The sequence below is a fragment of the cyanobacterium endosymbiont of Braarudosphaera bigelowii genome (assembly GCF_020885515.1).
Classification (GTDB): Bacteria; Cyanobacteriota; Cyanobacteriia; order Cyanobacteriales; family Microcystaceae; genus Atelocyanobacterium; species Atelocyanobacterium thalassa_A.
On record NZ_AP024987.1, the window covers coordinates 648,982 to 670,205 of the forward strand.

17 protein-coding genes are annotated in these 21,224 nt (G+C 29.6%); 6 read left to right on the forward strand and 11 right to left on the reverse strand.

The window, feature by feature from the left end; genetic code table 11:
- Positions 1 to 426: 426 nt before the first annotated feature.
- The 4 genes from LPC16_RS02765 to LPC16_RS02780 form a co-directional block, all read right to left on the reverse strand.
- On the reverse strand, positions 427 to 1,350 hold the full coding sequence (locus LPC16_RS02765) for an NAD(+) kinase (protein WP_040054800.1): 924 nt from the start codon (positions 1,348 to 1,350) through the stop codon (positions 427 to 429).
- Positions 1,351 to 1,986: 636 nt separating this feature from the next.
- Positions 1,987 to 2,415 (reverse strand): photosystem I reaction center subunit II PsaD, encoded by a 429-nt coding sequence (locus LPC16_RS02770; protein ID WP_040054753.1) that lies wholly within the window; start codon positions 2,413 to 2,415, stop codon positions 1,987 to 1,989.
- A gap of 417 nt (positions 2,416 to 2,832) precedes the next feature.
- Positions 2,833 to 3,135 (reverse strand): 50S ribosomal protein L25, encoded by a 303-nt coding sequence (gene rplY / locus LPC16_RS02775; protein WP_040054752.1) that lies wholly within the window; start codon positions 3,133 to 3,135, stop codon positions 2,833 to 2,835.
- 545 nt (positions 3,136 to 3,680) lie between these two features.
- Positions 3,681 to 4,415: a PD-(D/E)XK nuclease family protein gene (locus LPC16_RS02780; protein ID WP_229637638.1), complete on the reverse strand. Its 735-nt coding sequence runs from the start codon at positions 4,413 to 4,415 to the stop codon at positions 3,681 to 3,683.
- Between the two features lie 241 nt (positions 4,416 to 4,656).
- Between LPC16_RS02780 and LPC16_RS02785 the strand changes: the two genes are divergently transcribed.
- Positions 4,657 to 5,853, forward strand: a complete 1,197-nt coding sequence (locus LPC16_RS02785) for a DUF3747 domain-containing protein (RefSeq protein ID WP_229637639.1) — start codon at positions 4,657 to 4,659, stop codon at positions 5,851 to 5,853.
- Between the two features lie 507 nt (positions 5,854 to 6,360).
- Here the strand turns inward: LPC16_RS02785 and atpC are convergent.
- Both atpC and atpD read right to left on the reverse strand, forming a co-directional pair.
- Positions 6,361 to 6,771, reverse strand: a complete 411-nt coding sequence (gene atpC / locus LPC16_RS02790) for an ATP synthase F1 subunit epsilon (protein WP_040055241.1) — start codon at positions 6,769 to 6,771, stop codon at positions 6,361 to 6,363.
- 92 nt (positions 6,772 to 6,863) lie between these two features.
- On the reverse strand, positions 6,864 to 8,312 hold the full coding sequence (atpD, locus tag LPC16_RS02795; protein ID WP_229637640.1) for a F0F1 ATP synthase subunit beta: 1,449 nt from the start codon (positions 8,310 to 8,312) through the stop codon (positions 6,864 to 6,866).
- A gap of 294 nt (positions 8,313 to 8,606) precedes the next feature.
- Here atpD and tadA point away from each other — a divergent pair, with 294 nt between their 5' ends.
- The 3 genes from tadA to LPC16_RS02810 all read left to right on the forward strand — a co-directional run bounded on the left by tadA (position 8,607) and on the right by LPC16_RS02810 (position 13,060).
- Positions 8,607 to 9,107, forward strand: a complete 501-nt coding sequence (gene tadA, locus LPC16_RS02800; protein ID WP_229637641.1) for a tRNA adenosine(34) deaminase TadA — start codon at positions 8,607 to 8,609, stop codon at positions 9,105 to 9,107.
- Between the two features lie 102 nt (positions 9,108 to 9,209).
- Positions 9,210 to 12,098: a DNA polymerase I gene (gene polA, locus LPC16_RS02805; protein ID WP_229637642.1), complete on the forward strand. Its 2,889-nt coding sequence runs from the start codon at positions 9,210 to 9,212 to the stop codon at positions 12,096 to 12,098.
- Between the two features lie 350 nt (positions 12,099 to 12,448).
- Entirely contained in the window at positions 12,449 to 13,060 is a 612-nt protein-coding gene (locus tag LPC16_RS02810) for a cysteine dioxygenase family protein (protein ID WP_229637643.1), read from the forward strand.
- An 11-nt stretch (positions 13,061 to 13,071) separates the two neighbouring features.
- On the opposite strand, the gene LPC16_RS02815 is transcribed toward LPC16_RS02810, so the two are convergent.
- The 4 genes from LPC16_RS02815 to LPC16_RS02830 form a co-directional block, all read right to left on the reverse strand.
- Positions 13,072 to 13,278: a hypothetical protein gene (locus LPC16_RS02815; RefSeq protein WP_040054995.1), complete on the reverse strand. Its 207-nt coding sequence runs from the start codon at positions 13,276 to 13,278 to the stop codon at positions 13,072 to 13,074.
- A 370-nt stretch (positions 13,279 to 13,648) separates the two neighbouring features.
- Entirely contained in the window at positions 13,649 to 14,344 is a 696-nt protein-coding gene (ribE, locus tag LPC16_RS02820) for a riboflavin synthase (RefSeq protein WP_229637644.1), read from the reverse strand.
- A gap of 426 nt (positions 14,345 to 14,770) precedes the next feature.
- Entirely contained in the window at positions 14,771 to 16,039 is a 1,269-nt protein-coding gene (locus tag LPC16_RS02825) for a DNA cytosine methyltransferase (RefSeq protein WP_229637645.1), read from the reverse strand.
- A gap of 188 nt (positions 16,040 to 16,227) precedes the next feature.
- Complete coding sequence (locus LPC16_RS02830) at positions 16,228 to 17,466, reverse strand: S41 family peptidase (protein ID WP_229637646.1); 1,239 nt, start codon at positions 17,464 to 17,466, stop codon at positions 16,228 to 16,230.
- A 439-nt stretch (positions 17,467 to 17,905) separates the two neighbouring features.
- On the opposite strand from LPC16_RS02830, the gene glyQ reads away from it, so the two are divergent.
- Positions 17,906 to 18,796, forward strand: coding sequence for a glycine--tRNA ligase subunit alpha (gene glyQ, locus LPC16_RS02835; RefSeq protein ID WP_040054991.1), 891 nt, complete (start codon positions 17,906 to 17,908; stop codon positions 18,794 to 18,796).
- Positions 18,797 to 18,960: 164 nt separating this feature from the next.
- Here glyQ and LPC16_RS02840 read toward each other — a convergent pair whose 3' ends face one another.
- Positions 18,961 to 19,599: an excinuclease ABC subunit C gene (locus tag LPC16_RS02840; protein WP_229637647.1), complete on the reverse strand. Its 639-nt coding sequence runs from the start codon at positions 19,597 to 19,599 to the stop codon at positions 18,961 to 18,963.
- Positions 19,600 to 19,684: 85 nt separating this feature from the next.
- Here LPC16_RS02840 and ffh point away from each other — a divergent pair, with 85 nt between their 5' ends.
- On the forward strand, positions 19,685 to 21,097 hold the full coding sequence (ffh, locus tag LPC16_RS02845) for a signal recognition particle protein (protein WP_229637648.1): 1,413 nt from the start codon (positions 19,685 to 19,687) through the stop codon (positions 21,095 to 21,097).
- Positions 21,098 to 21,224 lie beyond the last annotated feature (127 nt).

Sequence of the window (21,224 nt, forward strand, 5' to 3'; positions counted from 1 at the left end):
CTATCTAATTTATATTAATAAAAAGTTTGATTTTTAAAAAATTTAAATAAATTAAAAATAATTACTTTTGGTTTAAGAACATTAATATTTTTAGATAAAAAGATTTGATTCCATTCTATCAATGGTTAAAGTAATCTACTTTGTTAAACAAAAAAAGAACTTGATTTAATTAAGTTAAGATTAAGAGATATTTTATATGCAAACTATATTCTATTATTATTTGTAATAAAACCGAGAAATAGAAATCAATATTTGCTTCTAGCTATAATTTACTAGGATTTATTTTTTAAATTTATATAAATTTTTTAAGGTAATGATTGCTAAAGATATCTTATCGGAATTTTCTAATTTACAATAATTTTTTTAGAAATTGATGATTTTGACTACAGTAATAACTAATTAATTGATAAAAAGTATTTTAATTTTCTAATTACCCCGATGATTATTGTCGAAATGGATTCTTGTACCTGCCCACTGTAATTTATCTCTGAGAGTTTGATAAAAAGAATAATTTTCTCTTAGTACAATGAATTTTGCCATGAAATTTGCCATCCTAACTGAGATCCATTGCCCTGGCCAAATTGAAGTAGCTAAAGAAGCATCAGTCCATAATTTAGTATGTAACTCATAATCTTCTAAAGGCCATATATCTACTACTGAACCAGGAGGAATAATTATGGGACGACTCGATAAGCTCAAAGGACAAATAGGAGTAACTGCAATAGCATCAATTCCAGGATGAATAATTGGCCCGTTAGCTGAGGCTGTATAACATGTAGATCCAGTTGGTGTAGCTACTAATAAACCATCTCCTTGATATTGATCTACAATTTCTCCATCTACCTCTAGCTCTAGAATAGCAGTAGGCATTCTATCGATACTTGCAGGTTTAACACACATTTCATTAAGACAGTAAAAGCGCTCACTACTAATTTTAGGAGCATAACGATCACCTTTAAAAATTCGCGCTTCTAACATCATGCGCTGTAACATTGCATAGCGATCATTTTGGAGACGATGCCAAACTTGCTCTGTATTCTTAAACAATTCAAAAGGTTCAGTTAAGAATCCTAAATTTCCACCTATGTTTATTGCTAATATAGGAATACCTTCTGGAGCTAATTGTCTTGCAGCAGCCAAAACTGTACCATCTCCACCTAATATAATAGCAAGGTCAATTTTTTCCGAAACAGAGGAAAGGAATACTGGGTAAGGATTATCTTTATAACCACTCGGGCCCATCAAAACCTTACACTTAAGAGCTTCTAATTGCTTGGCGCAGGTTTGGGCCCAAGTTCTGCTATGAGTATCTCCTGCTTTATGAGCAATAATAACTTGTTTAAGTTCCACTTCTATACACTTAGTAATAATCTTACTTAAATAATTAAGCTTAACTTCAATATTAAAGTAGAGTTGCAAGAAAATTCATAATATCCTACTTAAGATTTAAAAGAAAGATTTTTCAAAAAAAACTGAAAAATTAAAAGCTTACAACATACATATATTTGCATTTAATAAAGAATGACTTAATACCTCAAAAACTAACATTTTAAAAAATATCTTATGTATGAAGTATATCTTTTACTATCTTGAATAATAATTAATTAATGTACATAATGATTATTATCTATAAAAGTCACGTATATCTTTAAACAAAGTATATATAAGAAGAAGGCATAAGATCTAAAAAAGTATTTTTGTTATTAAACAAGAATATTTCTCTTGACGTTTCATTTTAATAAGTTTGCTATTTATATTCAAGTCTAAAATAGCTATATAGTTTTACTAATATTTTTTAGGAATAAAGAACTTTTTCATATAGTTTTAATATAGTAAAACTATCCGAAACAAAGTATTACTTTAAAACAAGTACTTAGTTGAGGATAGCTTAATCTTATTTTAATCCTGATACAAGATTATTTAACTAAAACTGAATAGTCGACAAGGTATTGATTTTTCTAAATCAATACCTTGTCACTAGACTATCTAAACTTCATAAGGGACTTTGCCTGAAAATTTTAAAGTGACAGGTTCAGGATTAGTTCCAATTTTTCTATCTATTTTACCAGCGTAACTACGTCCTTCTTTTGCTACTTCAGAAGCAACTCCATCAATAGGGTAAAGAAGCTGAGCATCACCATTAGGATAGACTCGATAAACTTTATAACTCTCGATTATAGGCTCAAATTTTGTTTGCAACTGTTTTCCTAGAGCCAAGCATTGTTCTTTTGTTGCAAGATGTAAAAGATTTGCTCCTACATTCATAATTGCTGCTCCACCAGTAGGCATTTCAAAAACCTGTTCTGTTCCACTACTCCAGGTAATAGCGTATTTTTCTTCAAGGTAAGCACTAGAGAGTAAACCACCTGTACTGCCACCGAAAATAGGAAGTTTTCCTTTAAGCTTTTCTACCATGGTACTTTGTTCCTCTTAAAAAAGTGTTTTAGGAAATACTATCATTGAGTTATCCCTTATTATTCAAATTAGTAAAAAACTGTAATAAATATTCGTTAATTTTTATGTAAAGTAAATTTATAGACATTAAATTTGTGACGTAATGATTATGCTATCAAGTTGAGTAGCACGCAATTTCAAGATATGAAATATTGGATTATTTCTCAATACTATAAATAAATGATTTTGATAGAATATTTTATTAAAGTAGACTAAGGTTGATACTAATTCTAGTAACTCTCAAAAAATCAAATGTTTTTAATTTATTTTTAAATTAAAAACATAAAACAAATAAAGTAAATATTTTAGTATTGATCATACATCTTATAGAGAATTAGAGTCTAATCTAATTTGGACTCTAATCCTTTGTTGAGATAATTACTCATTTGGAGAAATATGACAGAAGCTAAGATGTACAAGACTTCTTTTCCAAGGATGAGCTTGTATTTCTTTGATTACAGCTTTACCTTTCCAGGAAAGATCAGGAATATCGACATCAATAATCGTTTCGTCAACTTTTACACTTCTAAGCATTAATGCAGCTTCTTTCTTATCAACAACTAATTGCATTGATTCAGTACCATCATGTCCATACAAAGTTGTAGGAAGTAGTCCTTCACGACGAAGAGCATTAGGCTTAATATTTAGAGGTCTTTTTTGGCATTGAATTGATAGAGGCATAACATTTAACTCACTATATAGTTGACTTGATTTTTATAAACAACGACAGATTCTATCGTCAATAGTAAGAATCTTGAAGTAAATATTCTAAGATTTCTTAATTCTCTTTGTTTTCTTGTGATCTAAGCAAAATTATGTAGATCAAACTAGCAAAATTTAGCTAGATAACATTACTAAAAAGATAATGATATACTTAACCATATAATTTATAGATTGGATATATTTTTATATCTTCTCATTCATTAATTATACTTATATTAATAATATCTAAATAGCTTAGTTAATCAATTCTGATTAAGCAATAACTAAAATCTATCACAATATTTACAGTGACACTAATATTTATGATGATTTTATACTCTAGTTTTGTAATTTACCTAATAATTTTTTACTTTTTTCTATAGTCAATCGAGAAAAATCTCATTATATGCATATCTGTAGTTTTAAAAGAAACTTTTGAAACTAATATTAGGTTTTCCATAATAAGTCTTTATATGTTAATCATAAAACCTAAAAGTTATATACTCTATTATGGAATTTCTTTATCAGGCTCTATTTAAGCATAAAGAATTATGGTACGGACATTTATCTTTACAGTTTTTATGATGAGTAAAGCTATAACTACTTTGATTAATATCGTATAAGTTATAATTAAGATAACTTACCATTTTTTCTAAATCTAAGCTAGTTTGCTGGTGTTGACTTTGACTATATTGAAAACTTAAATACTGAGGCTTATATTTATTTTTTATAAACCAATATGTCATTGAAATACTTTCTGGCAAATAAGTAGATGTTTCTGCTAATAGATATAGGTAGAGTCTAGTTTGCCAATCATTTTCTAATTGTTTCTTGTTATTAGGCTTTAAGTATGTTTTCCAGTCTAAAATTTGTACTTGATTACTTTCTACGACTAATAAATCATATATAGCCGTTAATAGATAATTATTCTTTTTGAAAGTTATATAATGCTCTGCTTCTGTCCAGAATTCAGAGTTTAGAATATGTTTCTCAACAATAGACTTAAATAAAATTTTTATCATTTCATTTAAATTTGAGTATTGAGCTAATGCAGAATCAATTGATAATCCCATAAAATGTTGCTGCATTAATTGATGAAATTGATTTCCCCAATGTAAACTTTTTTGTGATTCTAGGCTTACGGGAGAATTTAAATGATCTATATAAATTTTTTTAAACTGAGGAGGACAAGTTTCTAGTAAATTTAATTGAGATTGGGATAAACGTATTAATGAATAATCACATTTAGGATAGTACATTTTCTAAATATAGACTTGTTATGAATTGTGTATGAGCTTTAAAAACTACTTTTTTGTGACACATATATGACTAATAATCATTAAAATATTAATTTTTACGATATCTGTGTAAAGTACTAATAAGAAAGAAGGAACTCCATTTTAATATAATCTGTCTCTCTTCTAAAGATTAAAGAATTTGATAGTGCAACATCATAGCTCTATCTTGCCAGTCTTTAGACATAAATTTATAGCTTACACCATGAATATATCTACCTTACCACTGCGATTGACTGCTATCGTAACTATTGCCTTTAGTAACTGTATTTTTTCAAGTTTTCTTGCTGAAGCCTATACATTCAGCGAAACTACTCTTGACCAAGACAAAATTATTGCTGTTGCCAGACCTTATGGTGGAGGAAAGTATGATTTGTTAGTGATTGAACAAATACCGGGGAAAAGAAGTTGTTGGAAAGAAAAAGAGGGGAACCCAGTCGTGGTTGATCCTTTATTAATTAATTTTGATTTTACTGGCATTTGTCGTCGCTCTACAGATAGCAATGGTTATTCGATACGTCTTGATGGTAATGACTTAGGATTAGATTATTTATTGCGTATTGTTAATCGTGGCGGGGAATTACAGCTAGTGGGAAGCCCTAGAAATAGTAATTATAGTGAGATAGTTTTAGGTAGCACTCAAGGATTAACTTCTGGGTTTATGAAAATCAATTTATATTCAGGTTGGCAATTTACCAAGCGAACTTATAAAGATAAGGTACTAGGACATTTTTATCTTAGTGGTTCTCAAACGGCAATTGCACAAAGACAAAGTACTTCTGTATCATCTGATTTTTCGACTGCATCCATAGTTAACACTAATTCTCAACATAATTTAACAGATATTAGCGGTAATAAATATGAAAATGAGATTTCTAAGGCAGTTAACATAGGTTTAATGTCGGGATTTAAAGATGATACTTTTCGCCCAGATCAACCTATTAATCGAGGACAATTGCTTTCCATGGCAGTCAATGTTGTCAATACTATATCCTCTGAAAATTTTAAAAGTTCTCATCAAGATATAAATAAGATAAAGCAAGCCTATTCAAATTTTTTTAATATAGGAAATACTAACAATGCGTTGCAAGAAAGTAAATCTATTAATCGTGCAGAATTAATTGATGTTATGCAACGTATAGTTATGCATCTAAAGAAAGAATTAAATATTTCGGGAAATATTCAAAGTATTAATCAGCCTATTCCCTTTTCTGATGTTTCTTATAATTCAACTGAATCTACCATTAAACAAATACCAGGGTACTGCAATACGACTAATACTTTAAGCAAAAAAGAAGTTGCCTCCAATTTAGAAAGTAAAGCAACTCGCGACTATACAGCATCTATTTTAGTTAAAGTTTTAAATTGTCTAAAGTCTGAAATAGAACAAGCAAAAAAATAATGCAACCTTGATTTTGTTGGAATTATACGATTATAAGGAACTTAAAACTAAAAAATAAAATTATTAAATATCTAGCCTTCAAAATAATTGCAAGAATCTTATAACTTTTCTAATTTACGATGATAAGCTATCGTTTTATGGAAATTAGAATTAATTTTAAAAAATCCTCAAAGCCTCGATATTAGAGGGCTTCTGAGGTTTTTTATTTTTTTAGTCAGTTTTTATAATATGATAGTTTTAAAAATATCACATTAAATGTTACTTTTTCCTATTAAGATGATATAATGTCTAGGTGTGTAAGGAGTAAGAGTGACTTGAAAAGGTCCCCGAAGTCGAAACATGGCAAGACGTTCTGGACCTTTTCTTTTTTTATATCTTTAACAAAAGCATTTTATAATAAAACTTTTCATATATATTTATACAAGTGTGACCCTTTAAGAATGGAGCTCTTCTTAATTCCTATTCTCAAAGGGTTATATATGCATACACAAAGACAGAAAGTCTGAGCTAAGATATTCCTCCAGAAGCATTAAAACGTGCTTTTGCACGTTTTAATGCATTGGAAGCTTTGATCTTTTCCAAATGTTCGTTTCCTTTGTTTACTTCCTCTAATTTAGCTTGAGCAGTATTATACTCTCGTTTTGCTTCTTCTTTATCAATGGTCTCTCCTACTTCAGCAAAGTTTACTAAGACTTTTACTTCATCTTGTTCTACCTCTGCAAAGCCTCCCATTATTGCTACGTTTTGCCATTCTTTATCAGTCCTAATACGCATTACTCCAGTATCAAGAGCAGTTAAGAGAGGCGCATGTCCACTTAAAATGCCTAGCTGTCCTGAAGTACTTGGTAGAACAACTTCTTGAACAGTGTTGTCCCAAACGGTCTTATCTGGGGTGATTACACGAACTGTTAGTACCATGTTAATTATTAATTATCAGTTATTAGAAGGGCGAATAAATATTCACCCTGATACAAATTTAGGAAACAGAAGATTAGAAAATAGTTGACTAATTATCCATTAAGTTTCGCAGCTTTTTCTTTTGCTTCATCAATATTTCCTACCAAGTAAAATGCTTGTTCGGGAAGACTGTCTAATTCTCCATCAAGAATCATTTGAAAACCCTTAATAGTATCTTTTAAAGATACATATTTACCAGGAGAACCGGTAAAAACTTCTGCTACGAAGAAAGGTTGAGATAAGAAACGTTCCATTTTTCTTGCTCTATCTACAGTTCGGCGATCATCTTCGGATAACTCATCTAGGCCGAGAATAGCAATAATATCTTGTAATTCTTTATACTTTTGTAAAGTAGCCTGTACAGAACGAGCAGTATTGTAGTGTTCATCACCCACAATATTAGGTTGTAACATTGTACTAGTAGAATCCAATGGATCAACTGCTGGGTAGATACCTTTAGATGCTAGGTTACGTGATAATACAGTAGTTCCATCTAAGTGAGCAAAAGTTGTTGCAGGAGCAGGGTCAGTTAAATCATCTGCTGGAACATAAACAGCTTGAATAGAAGTAATGGAACCTTCTTTTGTAGAAGTAATCCTTTCTTGTAGATCCCCAACATCTGTTCCTAGCGTAGGTTGATAACCAACTGCAGAAGGCATTCTTCCTAATAATGCTGATACCTCTGCACCTGCTTGAACGAAACGAAAAATATTATCGATAAACAATAATACATCTTGCTTATTAACATCACGGAAGTATTCTGCCATGGTTAAAGCAGATAAACCTACACGCATTCTAGCTCCAGGTGGTTCATTCATTTGTCCATAAACGAGAGCAATTTTCGAATCGTTTAAGTTTTCAGAATTAATAACACCTGATTCCATCATCTCATTGTAGAGATCATTTCCTTCACGTGTACGTTCTCCAACACCTCCAAATACTGATACTCCACCATGTTGAGTTGCAATATTGTTAATTAATTCCATCATAATAACGGTTTTGCCGACACCTGCTCCACCGAACAAACCAATTTTGCCCCCTTGGCGATAAGGAGTTAATAAATCAATTACTTTAATTCCAGTTTCAAAAACTTGAGGTTTAGTTTCTAAGTCAGTTAACTTTGGAGCGGGACGATGAATAGGGAATACTTCTTTATTTCCAACTTCACCTCGTTGGTCTACAGGTTCACCTAAAACATTAAAGATACGACCTAGTGTTTCTTTTCCCACAGGAACACTAATAGGGGTACCTGTATCGGTAATATTCATTCCTCTAACCAAGCCATCGGTACCAGACATAGAAACGGCTCGAACTTGGTTGTCTCCTAGTAATTGTTGCACTTCGCACACAATTTTTAAATTCTCTCCAGCAGAATTTTTTCCTTCTATTACCAATGAATTATAGATACGAGGTAATTTACCGCTAGGAAATTCAGCATCAATTACAGGTCCAATAATTTGTGTAATCTTACCAACTTTTAATTGCTTTTTTGTAGCTACCATGTTTATTCATCCTCTTTTGGAATTAGCTTACAAATGACTAAATGAAAATATTTAATGTTATTTTCGTCACTCCTATAGGCTACCATCTTTATAGCACTCAAGGAAATGTCTTAGTTCTTGTTGAAAGACTATCTTAATATTAAAATGTTGGAAATGATACTAATATATTAGAGTAGCAACCTATAAAGTATTAGGTATAGATTATAAATATAAAAATATAATGTACAACTTATTTATTTTACAAAAGCTTTTTATAATCACATGTTTGTTGGCAAAGTATAAACTCTACCTAAAATGAAAAACAATTTTGAAAATAACTATGAAATTCACCGTCAATGGATGAGAAGAGCATTAACCTTAGCTGAAAAAGCAGGAAATATAGAAGATGTTCCTGTAGGAGCCATAATTACCGACAATCATGGGAACTTAATTGCCGAAGGATATAACCGTAAAAAACAAAATAATGATCCCATAGGACATGCAGAAATTCTTGCTATTCGCCAGGCCAGTCAAAAATTACAGTCTTGTTATTTAGATAAATGTATACTTTACGTCACACTAGAGCCTTGTATGATGTGTACTGGAGCTATCATACATTCTCGAATAGGTTTACTAGTTTATGGAATTGATGATCCTAAGGCAGGAACTGTCCGTACAATTCTGAATTTACCTGATAGCGATGCTTCAAACCATCGTTTACCTGTACTTTCCGGTATTTTAAAGGAGGAATGTCAAAAGCAATTACAGAACTGGTTTAAAACAGTAAGAGATAAGAAAACAATCAATGGAAAATAATGCTAAATTGCTGCAATCTTTAATAATATAAAAGGCTAAGAACAAGCTATGTGAAAAGACTATGATTATAATAGCCGATATATAAATCCTAACTATTCTATTATGACAAATCAACAAGATTTGCCTCTTTTAATTTTAATTGATGGTCATTCTTTAGCATTTAGAGCTTATTATGCTTTTTCTAATTCTAGAAAAGGTCTACTCAAAACTTCTACAGGAATTCCAACTAGTATTTGTTTTGGATTTTTAAACTCATTAATGCAAGTTATCAAATTAGAGAAACCTAAATATATAGGTATTGCATTTGATAGTAAAGAAAAAACATTTCGCCATAAATTCGATACTGAATATAAGGCAAATCGTCCAGAAACTCCAGAAGATTTTATTATTGATATTAAAAATTTACAAAAAATATTAGAAATACTAGATATAGTTACGATTACCATGCCCGGATATGAAGCAGATGATATATTAGGTACACTAGCTGTAGAAGCAAGTAATAGAGGCTATCGTGTTAAAGTCCTCAGTGGTGATAAGGATCTTTTTCAACTAATTGATGATACAAAAAATATAAGTATTCTTTACTTAGAAGGAAATAGGATTAAATCTTCCTCGGAAAGAAAATATACAGAAATGACCTCCACAACAGTTATAGAAAGACTAGGGATAACATCGGATCAGGTTATTGACTATAAAGCATTATGTGGCGATAAATCAGATAATATTCCTGGAGTCAAAGGCATTGGTGAAAAAACAGCAGTTAAGCTCTTAACCCAATATAAAACATTAGAAGGCATCTATCACAATATTGAATATATTAAAGGCGCAAACCAAAAGAAACTCAAAGAAGGTAAGAAAGAAGCAGATCGCTCTCGTTATTTAGCCAAAATTATTATTAATTGCCCATTAGTTTTCGACATAGATGAATTTGAATTAAAAGGTTTTGATCAAAGTGCAGCACAAAATCTTTTTGAAAAATTAGAACTGAAAACATTTAATGAAAATATTAATCAATTACAGGAAAAATTAGGTGGAAAATTTTCTCAGAAACTATTAAAAAAAACAGACCAGTTAATCAATAAAGATCAAGTACTAAATCATAGTAATAACCCTAAAAAAAATAGTAAAGAGATATGTATTAGGCCGCAAATTATCAGCAATACACTTCAGTTGGATAAATTAGTTAATATACTTTTGAGTTATCAAAATAACAATTGTCCAATTGCTTGGGATATAGAAACAACAGACTTAAATCCCCAAAAGGCTGAATTAATAGGAATTGGATGCTGTTGGGGAGAAGAAGTAAACGATATTGCCTATATTCCTATAGGACATAAAGAAGGTAAACAATTAAGTAAAAAAGAAATTTTAGAAAAATTGCGGCCAATTCTTGAAAGCAACATTTATCCTAAAGTTTTTCAAAATACAAAGTTTGATCGTCTTGTTTTAGAGAATCAAGGTATTAATCTAGATGGAGTTGTTTTCGATACTATGCTAGCTAGCTATGTTATTAATCCTGATAATAGTCATAAATTAAGTAGTTTATGTAAACAATATTTAAATAATATTGTTTCTAAAGACTATTCAGAATTGGGAATTAATAAAAAACAAACTATTGCTGATTTAGATATTCTACAGGTTGCTGATTATTGTGGAATGGATGCTTACAGCACTTTTTTGCTAGTAAAACCATTAAAAGAAAAGCTCAAGAAATTTCCATCTTTAGAGCAGTTATTTTCAAAAGTAGAACAATCTTTGGAAATAGTTTTATCAAAAATGGAAAGCCAAGGTATTCTTATTGATATAGATTATTTAAAAAATTTATCTAAAGAAATTAAAAGCAATTTGTTTTCTCTTGAAGAGAAAATCTATGAAGAAGCTGAAGAAAAATTTAATTTAGGATCACCTAAGCAGTTAAGTAAAATTTTATTTGAAAAGTTACAGCTAAGTACTAAAAAATCTAAAAAAATAATAACTGGATATTCAACTGATCATGCTACTTTAGAAAAATTAAAAGGCGATCATTCAATTATTGATCATCTTTTAGAATACAGGACTTTATCTAAATTACAATCAACTTATATTGATACTTTACCAATACTAGTCGATAGGAAAACATGTCGAATACATACTAGTTTCAATCAATCTATTACTGCAACGGGAAGATTATCTTCCTCCAATCCAAATTTACAAAATATTCCTATTAGAACTGAATTATCCCGTAAGATTAGAAAAGCCTTTATTCCTCCTAAAGAATGGTTATTAGTTTCAGCAGACTATTCACAAATTGAATTAAGAATTTTAGCTTATTTAAGTCAAGAACCTTTACTAGTAAACGCTTATTGCAACTATCAAGATATTCATACTGTTACAGCACAGTTATTATTCGATAAAAAAGAAATTACGACAGAGGAAAGAAATTTAGGAAAAACTATTAATTTTGGTGTTATTTATGGAATGGGTTCACAAAGGTTTGCAAGAGAAGCAGGCGTAACAATAGCTAAAGGAAAAGATTTTATTAAAAAGTATCATGAACGATATACAAAAGTATTTGAGTTCCTTGAAAATGTAAAAATAGAAGCTATCACAAAGGGATACGTCACAACAATATTAGGAAGAAGACGTTATTTTAACTTTTATAGTGATAGTTTGCGCAATTTATATGGATGTGACTCTAGTAAAATCAATTTAGAGGAACTAAAGTATAGTTATAAAGATTCTCAACTATTGAGAGCTGCTGCTAATGCTCCAATACAAGGTTCAAGTGCCGATATTATTAAAGTTGCAATGATTAAAATAGAGAAACTGTTAAAAAATTATCAAGCTAAATTACTATTACAAGTTCATGATGAGTTAGTATTCGAGATACCTCTCGAAGAACTAGAAGAATTAAAGAATAAGATAAAACAAATTATGGAAAAATCTGTGGATTTAACTATTCCCTTGCTGGTAGAAGTAAAATCTGGAGTTAATTGGATGGAGGCTAAATAGATTCAACTACTATACTACAAAATATAGTTTTACTTAAAATCTTCAATATACAAGATAAGGAATTTAAAACAGAAAGAGGTTTATTAGTTTTTATTAATAGTAAATAACAATGATATTGTTTACTTAAGTTATATTAAGCTTTAAAATAAACTTGTAAAATACATTTCTAAAAATTAATAAGTGTACACCATCTAACTTTAACAAAACAGTTTAATCTTAATATATAGTTGTTTAGATTACTAATAATATAAAGTTAGATTGTTAAACAGTTAATTTAAAAAAATTTCTATGTATTTTAAATTTCTTTAACTTTTCACAATAAAAGAGTTAATCATAGGTAACTATCATATATGTTAGGACAAGACTGGTTAGTAAAAAATAATGGTAAGTTAATATCGCTTAATTCACCTCGAGATTGGGATTTATTAAACCCGTCTTCTCCTTATCGACTATATCAGTTTTTAATAGAGCTAGATAATATAATGAGTGACGTTGATAGAGGAAAGGAAATTGAAGAGAAATATCTCTTAAGATTGAGACATTTAACCAGAAAGTTAATAGTTAATACTCCTTGGATTAGCAATAATCTATCCACCTCTAATATATCAGCACTATATGATGAGCCAGGTTATCCATACACTCTTCAGAGAGAAATTATGCTTCCTGGTAGTAGTACATTTATTCATAATCATGGAACTTGGGCAATTGTAGCAACATTACAAGGAATGCAAAAAAATATTTTATGGGAACCTTTTCCAGCTCTAGAATATCCCCATAAAATTAGAAAAACTTATGAAAAAGTTTTTCAACCTGGGGATATCGTAAGTTTTACAAATGATGCCATTCATTCTGTTGAAGCTGTAGGTGAGGAACCAAGTGTTACTTTAAATATTTATGGAGAAACTGATGCATTGAAGAGATTAAAATTTGATATTGATCATAATTGTTCTTATCGCTTTTAGAAGGTTTCTAACTATAGTATTTTTTTAAATTTATCAAAATATAAAGGTACTGCAACAAGACTTAACTTTAATATCCATGGAGCAAGTACGAGAGTTATAAATAATGATAATAATGCAAGACATCCCATAGAAACTTTAACTATATCTTCTTTTAGATTGAGACTCAAAAAAGCAGACATTGAAGCAATACCTAAGGTAATTAAAGAAGTGACTAACATTTTTTATGCTACCTCATAGTTACTTGTAGTATTGAAAGCTTTCGATTAAGAAAAATCTGATTTGTAGCTTTTTTAAACATAGTTATTTTTTAAGGCACCATGCAGTGCTAATAAATAGTTCTTATGCTAGTAACGCTACACAATTCTTAATACAAGTGTCAAGTTAAAGTATGAATATAGTTTAGATACTTATAAATAGAAAAAAAATTGTACTTTCATATCTCAATTAATTTTTTAAGGTCTTTGTCATACTAACTATTAGAGCTAAAGTTGAATCAATTTTACTAATATCGAATATTAACCATTTTGTTTTTTAGAATGTTGTATTTAATAAAAAGTAGTTTGTATTTTATGATTGATTTCCAGTCAATCATAAATATCCTTGCTTTACTAAAAAATCTGAACTGATATCTGAATTAATGTTAGATTTTTTAGATATTAAAGTTTTACTGATAAATTTCTCTACATATTTGCCTAAAATATCTCCTTCAATATTTACTAAATCACCAGGTTTTAGATAACAGAGATTAGTATGTGTATAGGTATGAGGTATTACTGCAATTGTAAACCAAGTTCCTGATAGATCACATTCAGCTATAGTCAAACTGATACCATTAACAGCTATACTTCCTTTTGTAATCAAATATGGTTGAATAAAATCAGACCATTCTTGGACTCTTGAATACGGAGCTGCAAAAGTTAGTTCCCAAGCTTTATTAGTGGGAGTGCAACTTACTAAAGAGCCTATTCCGTCTACGTGACCAGTAACAAAGTGACCACCTAATTTGCTCCCTACACATAATGAAGACTCTAAATTAACATAATTGGTAGTTTTTACTTTTTGAGATAAATTAGTTCTTTGTAAAGTTTCAGAAGAAACAGTGGCGATAAAACCATCTTCTGTTAAGTTTTCTGCCGTTAAACATACACCATCTACAGCTATGCTATCTCCTATTGATAAAGTGGATAAAATACTTGTAGTAGAGGGTTTTAAAACGGTAAGAATAAAACGATTAGATTCAAGAGAATCCATCATACCAAGATTTTCAATCAAACCAGTAAACATTTCTGTAATTATTAAAAAAGTTATCTATATTTTGATATGTAGTACGAATATAACTTATTATCCCAAAAAAAGTATTCAACTATTATTAGGTTCATTAATTAGCTCAAATAAATCTAGTATGTATTATGAAAAATATGTATATCACAATTATTAGATAATCTTCATTATGAACTATGAAATTTTTCAAACAAATAACTCAGTTTTAAGTATTTCTTAATTAGAAAATATTCAGTGTAAGATTAAATTATTTTCCAATCATATATAAACAACTAAAACGGTTCTAAATGTTAATAATAAATACTCTAGATAGCAGAATGTTTACTTATATTTCTATACTATAAGTATAGTTTACTGATTTAAGAGAAATGTCTATATTAATCTATAGAATAAAGATTTGAAGATACATGGTTGTATATATGATTCCCGTTAAGTAATTTGTTTTTTCTTTATTCTTTTTCCAATTACGTTAGCATCTATATTGTAATAACTTGCTGCTTGTGAATTATTAAAGCTTAATCTCTCTTCATCCTTTAACCTGTATCGAACAACTGGTTTAATAGGTAATATATCTAAAGCTTTAATAATTTCTTTGGCGATAGCTCTTGCTAATAAAGGGGGTACTGAATTACCAACTTGTCGAAATCCATGCCACTTAGTCACATGAAATCTAAACCAATCAGGATAAGAATGCAATCTTGCAGCTTCTCTGACAGTAATACATCTAGGAGTAAAGGGATGAATAGGTCGAGGAGATGTGTATGATCCTCTATTACTAGGTGTTCCAGCTCTTAAAGTATTACAAAAACCTTCTGGGTGCAATTTGAAAAATCTGCTAATAGGTTCCTTTTGACCTTGAGGGGTTTTTTGAAATCTTTCAATCAATTTTTTTGTGTGCTTTGTTCTTAAACTGGAAGTTAAAAGATTCTTATCATATATTCTTTGATAAGAAAAATTATCACTGGAGTTAAGAATACTTTGAACATAATCATTATGTTCAAAGTAGTTAACTTTAATCCAATCCTTGTAGTTTAGCTCTGGATAATAGTTAACTTCAGGTAAATTACTGATAGCTTGACTTACTGTTGGAGTAAAAGGAATAGTGAAATTTACGTTTCTTTCGTAATTAGTCAAAAATTGAGGATATTTAGGAAGAGGTAAATTTGATTTTGCTCCTAGAAGAAAAAGTCTTTTTCTTATTTGTGGAACTCCGTAGTTAGCAGAATTCAATATTCTATAATTTGTTTGGATCTGATAATTATTGGCATTGAATTTATTAAATATTTCTTCTAAGAATATTTGATTATTTTTCGTAGCCATACCAGGAACATTTTCAATTACAAAGTACTTAGGCTGTAATTCTAGAACTAAGCGAATAAAATGTTTAACTAAATCATTACGACTATCTTTTGGATCTCGTTTACCTATCGAAGAAAAACCTTGACAAGGTGGACCGCCAAAAACAACATCAATATCCCTATCTCCAATATGAGATAAATTTTTAATTGTCATAGCATTTATTATAGAAACATCAGAACATATAGTTGTCCAAAATGGAAAATTATATTGATGAACAGCACAGTGAATTGGATCAATTTCTATAGCTCCTAAAACATCAAATCCAGCTTGTTCAAAACCAAGTGTCATTCCTCCCACACCGGCGAATAAGTCAATAGCAATAGGACGTTTTTGATTCATATAATTATTCTGATAATGTAGAAAAATTAATATTGATAAGTTAGTCTAAATCAATTTTTATATTTTTAGTAATTATATTGAACATAAAAACTATTAATCTATTAAAGTTTTTTAGTAAATTGATATCTTGAATAGGTTAACAGGAAAATTTTTGGGATATATACCTTAGAGTTATTTCAATAAATAAATTATCCATCTTCTAATAATCTATTTTTTTCTTTTAAAAATTTAATTGCTTCCTGATACTGTATGTCTTTTACTGTTGCAATCTCATCATAAGTAAGTGGCCCTTCTGAAATAAATCTATCCGGTTGAATACCTAATTTATGAATATTTCTATGATTAGGAGTTTCGTATCTAGCTACAGTAATAGCTAAGCTAGAATTATCAGACAATTCAAATAAAGATTGAATTAGACCTTTCCCAAAAGTTCTTTCACCCAACAATATTGCTCTTTTGCTATCTTGTAAAGCTCCTGCCAGGATTTCACTAGAACTTGCAGTACCTTTGTTAACCAATAAAACTAATGGAGCATTTGTTAATGGTGTTCCAAAAGAACTAAAACTATCCTGAATACCTTGACGATTGATAGTATAAACTATCGTCCCTTTATTCATCCATAGACGAGCAATATCAATTCCGCCTTGTAAAAGTCCTCCGGGATTATCTCTTAAATCCAAAATATAAGATTTTGCACCTTCTTTCCTAAGCTTCTCAATGGCCTTTTTCATTTCTTCAGCAGCATTTGCACTAAATTTATCTAAACGAATATAACCAATAAATAAATTAGGTAAAGTTTTTTCTATATTGACTATTAAAGGACTTAAAGATATATGCTTACGAATAATCTTATTTTGATATATTTTTTTATCTTGAGAAGAAAATATAGTTAAAGTAATTTCTGTACCAATTGGTCCGCGCATTTTTTCAGCAGCTTGATCTAAGGTTAAGCTATTAGTACTGATACCGTCAATTTCTAGAACCAAATCATGTGATCTAATACCAGCAAAATATGCAGGAGAGTTTTTAAGAGAAGAGACAACTTCTAAGTCGCCAGTTTTAGAATTAACTTGAATTCGTAAACCTACTCCTAATAATTCTCCTGAAGTCTCAATTTGTAGGTTATGGTATTGTTCTGGCCTCAGTAAACGAGTAAAAGGTTCGTCAAGTGTGATTAGCATTTCATCAATTGCCTTATAAGTATCTTCTCGTGTCTTGAGAGAATACTTTAATAAATCTTGTCTTACTAAATGCCAATTTTGATGATTAAAAGTGTCATCTAAATAAGATGTGTTCAGTAAATCCCAAGATTCTAATAATAATTTTTGATTTTTAGTGAGAGCATAAGCATCGGCAGTTAAAATAAAGTAACTATAAAGAATTAGAGTAACAAAAAAAAATATAAATTTAGAAAAATTTCCTTTCATAAGATCAGTCAAAACAAAGTTTTTAGATGTAGAAAATATATTTTAACCTGGCCAAAAAATATTATAATTAAAATATCGTATTAATAAATATTGCTTGGACTTATTGTTATTCATACGATAGTAAAGATGCAACAATCCTAATTTAGAATAATATTCTTTTATCAGAATAAAAGGCTACTATTGATTAACTAAGCTTATAAAAATTTGAAATAAATACTAATATTTATGTCTATGCTCAAGTTTCGTTGCAATATAATCTATTGTAAGACTTTATCGTTACTATTCATCCATTATGTAAAAACTAAAATACTATCTTAAATAAAAACTCTATAATTTTATTCACTAGTTTTACATACTATATAAACTAGAATAAATTTTATTTTATAGAATATGGTAGATATAATAAGATCTATAAACTTTTGAGAGAAGAGATTAGAAAGTGTCAATTAATTTTCAGGAAATTATTACAAAATTGAGTAATTTTTGGAGTAGCTATGGTTGTCTAATTTTACAGCCTTATGATATTGAAAAAGGTGCAGGAACTATGAATCCTAGTACATTTCTTAGAGCTATTGGTCCAGAACCCTGGTCAGTAGCATATGTGGAACCTTGTCGCCGTCCAACAGATGGTCGTTACGGCAAAAATCCTAACCGTTTTCAATATTATTTTCAGTACCAGGTGTTAATTAAGCCGTCTCTAGATAATATTCAAGAAGTCTATTTGGAATCTCTTAAAGCATTAGGTATTAAACCTCAAGATCATGATATTCGTTTTGTAGAAGATAATTGGGAATCGCCTACTTTAGGTGCATGGGGCGTGGGCTGGGAAGTATGGCTTGATGGGATGGAGGTTACTCAATTTACTTACTTTCAACAATGTGGAGGAAAAGATTGTTATCCAACTCCTATAGAAATAACTTATGGCTTAGAAAGATTAGCAATGTATTTACAGGAGGTAGAGGTAATTACTGATATTCAATGGAATGAAAGTATCAACTATGGAGATATATTTCTACAAAGTGAAATAGAACAGTGCATATATAACTTTGAGGTATCTAATTCTGATTTACTATTTCAATTATTCAACTTATATGAAAAAGAGGCTGAAAGATTAATTTCTAAAAAATTAGTTTCTCCTAGTTTAGACTATGTTTTAAAGTGTTCTCATTCATTTAATCTATTAGATGCTAGAGGAGTAATTTCAGTAGCAGAAAGAACTCTTTATATAGCTCGCATTCGTTCTTTAGCTAAAGAAATTGCCGACTTATACTTGGAGCAGAGAAGAAATCTTGATTTTCCTTTATTACATAAAGATATTAACTACTTTTAACAGGATATTGACTTATAAAATCTTATTAATAAAATTGTAGAATACAATTACTCTTTATTAAAAAATAAAGTGTTCATAGTCAATAAATTATATATAGGCAATACCTCAACACTTAAATAAACTAATAATAATGGTTTTCAAGAATTAAAAAAATTTCTGAATAATTACTTCCCTCGAATTGTAGAGTAGAGAGAAAGCTTCACAACTTTAGCTAACCCATTTTTTTGTTCTACTTTCTTCAAATTTTTAATTTTAGTTTCCAATTCTTTTACTACACTGGAATATTCCCAAATCTTACGTTGATTAGTTAAAATAGTAATACTTTTATAAGTTAAATTTGTTCCGTTTTTTTGTTTGTAATCATCAGCATGGTTCGTAATATCTTTTTTTAAAATTTCTTTTTCTTTTTCTAATTTATCTATTAAATTGCATATTTCTAAATATCTATCAATTTTTTGATGAAATGATAAGGATATAGAGTTAGGTATCTTTTCAGTATCTATTTGATTTTTATCTTGATTCCGAAAAGGTGTATAGAAAATAAGATACTCTGCTTCTATGTCTTCTAATTCTGTCTGATTACAAAGCAAGTAGTGGATTTTGTAGATATTATTTTGATACAAATTTGATAAATCATAATTTAATAAATATTGCTTAAGATTCGTAGATTTGCTTACATAATATACATATCCAGATTTATTAGCCATTAAACAAATACCTATTTTTTCTGGTAATTTAGTTAAATTATCTAAGCTAACTGCTTTTAAATCTTCTAATAAAGGTAAATTTTGTAAGTTAGACATAAAAATTTCTCCGTCTTTCTTATAAAAGATAAAGTACAATTTAGAAAAATAATCATTAATATTAATAATACGATAATAAAAAATTATGTTTGATGTTCTTAGTGATCGCTTAGAAGAAGCTTGGAAAAAACTACGTGGTCAAGATGCAATAACTCATACAAATATACAAGAAACTTTAAAAGAAGTTCGACGTGCTCTTTTAGAAGCAGACGTTAATTTACAGGTAGTCAAAAATTTTATTATAGATGTTGAAAAATCTGCAATCGGTATAAAAGTCATTGGAGGAGTTAATCCTGGTCAACAGTTTATAAAAGTTGTTTATGAAGAATTAGTAAAAGTTATGGGAGAAAGTGCTTCTCCTCTAGCTAGAGCAGAAAATAATCCTACAGTTATTTTAATGGTAGGTTTACAAGGAACTGGTAAAACAACTGCGACAGCAAAACTTGCTCACTATCTTAAAAAACAAAAACAAAGTTGTTTAATGGTTGCTGCAGATATATACCGTCCTGCAGCCATTGATCAATTAAAAACACTAGGAGATCAAATTGAGATTCCAGTTTTTGAATTAGGTAATCAAGAAAACCCTGTTGATATCGCTATCCAAGGTGTTAATCGAGCAAAAGAAATGGACCTTGATGTAGTTATTATCGACACAGCAGGACGACTACAGGTTGATCAAGAAATGATGCTTGAATTGGCTCAAATAAAAGAAAGTATTAATCCTGATGATACTTTACTAGTCGTAGATGCTATGACGGGTCAAGAAGCGGCTAATCTTGCTCAAGTTTTTCATGAGCAAATTAAAGTAACGGGCACAATATTAACTAAGATGGATGGAGACACCAGAGGTGGAGCAGCCTTATCAGTTAGGCAGGTTTCAGGACAACCTATAAAGTTTGTTGGTGTTGGTGAAAAAATAGATGCTTTGCAACTTTTTTATCCTGATCGAATGGCTTCTAGGATATTAAATATGGGAGATATCCTCACATTAGTGGAAAAAGCTCAGGAAGAAATTGATCTTTCTGATATGGAACAACTGCAATCGAAAATTCTAGATGCAAAATTCGACTTTAACGATTTTCTTAAACAAACGCGTCTAATGAAAAGCGTGGGATCATTTAGTAGTATTTTAAAAATGGTTCCAGGATTAAATAAAATTAACACCAAAGACATTGAAAAAGGAGAAAGTGAACTAAAACGTACTGAAGCTATGATCGGTTCTATGACATTGGAGGAACGAAAAAATCCAGATTTATTAGCAAAATCTCCAAGTCGTAGAAATCGTATTGCTAAAGGTTCAGGACACTCTGAAACTGAAATTAGTAAACTAATCAAAAACTTTACTAGAATGCGTACAATGATGCAACAATTAGGAAAAGGTGGAATACCGGGAATGGGGAATGGAATACCAAGTATGGGAGATTTGTTTGGCCAAAAAGGAAACCAAAAGAAAAAAACGAAAAAAGTGAAAAAGAAAAAGGGTTTTGGAGATCTATAAATTTTAGTTTTAGATATGAAGAAGTTCTTAAAATATTTAGTCTTTGATAAAAAAATAAGTTTATTTAAAAAAACATAGATAACTTAATTAAATATAAAGAGTGCATAATCAATTAAATAAATTGATT

Bases quoted from the DNA above. Each gene is read 5' to 3' on its own strand.
- LPC16_RS02770 (WP_040054753.1), bottom strand. From the start codon at position 2,415: ATGGTAGAAAAGCTTAAAGGAAAACTTCCTATTTTCGGTGGCAGTACA.
- rplY (WP_040054752.1), bottom strand. From the start codon at position 3,135: ATGCCTCTATCAATTCAATGCCAAAAAAGACCTCTAAATATTAAGCCT.
- LPC16_RS02780 (WP_229637638.1), bottom strand. From the start codon at position 4,415: ATGTACTATCCTAAATGTGATTATTCATTAATACGTTTATCCCAATCT.
- LPC16_RS02785 (WP_229637639.1), top strand. From the start codon at position 4,657: ATGAATATATCTACCTTACCACTGCGATTGACTGCTATCGTAACTATT.
- atpC (WP_040055241.1), bottom strand. From the start codon at position 6,771: ATGGTACTAACAGTTCGTGTAATCACCCCAGATAAGACCGTTTGGGAC.
- atpD (WP_229637640.1), bottom strand. From the start codon at position 8,312: ATGGTAGCTACAAAAAAGCAATTAAAAGTTGGTAAGATTACACAAATT.
- tadA (WP_229637641.1), top strand. From the start codon at position 8,607: ATGAAAAACAATTTTGAAAATAACTATGAAATTCACCGTCAATGGATG.
- polA (WP_229637642.1), top strand. From the start codon at position 9,210: ATGACAAATCAACAAGATTTGCCTCTTTTAATTTTAATTGATGGTCAT.
- LPC16_RS02810 (WP_229637643.1), top strand. From the start codon at position 12,449: ATGTTAGGACAAGACTGGTTAGTAAAAAATAATGGTAAGTTAATATCG.
- LPC16_RS02815 (WP_040054995.1), bottom strand. From the start codon at position 13,278: ATGTTAGTCACTTCTTTAATTACCTTAGGTATTGCTTCAATGTCTGCT.
- ribE (WP_229637644.1), bottom strand. From the start codon at position 14,344: ATGTTTACTGGTTTGATTGAAAATCTTGGTATGATGGATTCTCTTGAA.
- LPC16_RS02825 (WP_229637645.1), bottom strand. From the start codon at position 16,039: ATGAATCAAAAACGTCCTATTGCTATTGACTTATTCGCCGGTGTGGGA.
- LPC16_RS02830 (WP_229637646.1), bottom strand. From the start codon at position 17,466: ATGAAAGGAAATTTTTCTAAATTTATATTTTTTTTTGTTACTCTAATT.
- LPC16_RS02840 (WP_229637647.1), bottom strand. From the start codon at position 19,599: ATGTCTAACTTACAAAATTTACCTTTATTAGAAGATTTAAAAGCAGTT.
- ffh (WP_229637648.1), top strand. From the start codon at position 19,685: ATGTTTGATGTTCTTAGTGATCGCTTAGAAGAAGCTTGGAAAAAACTA.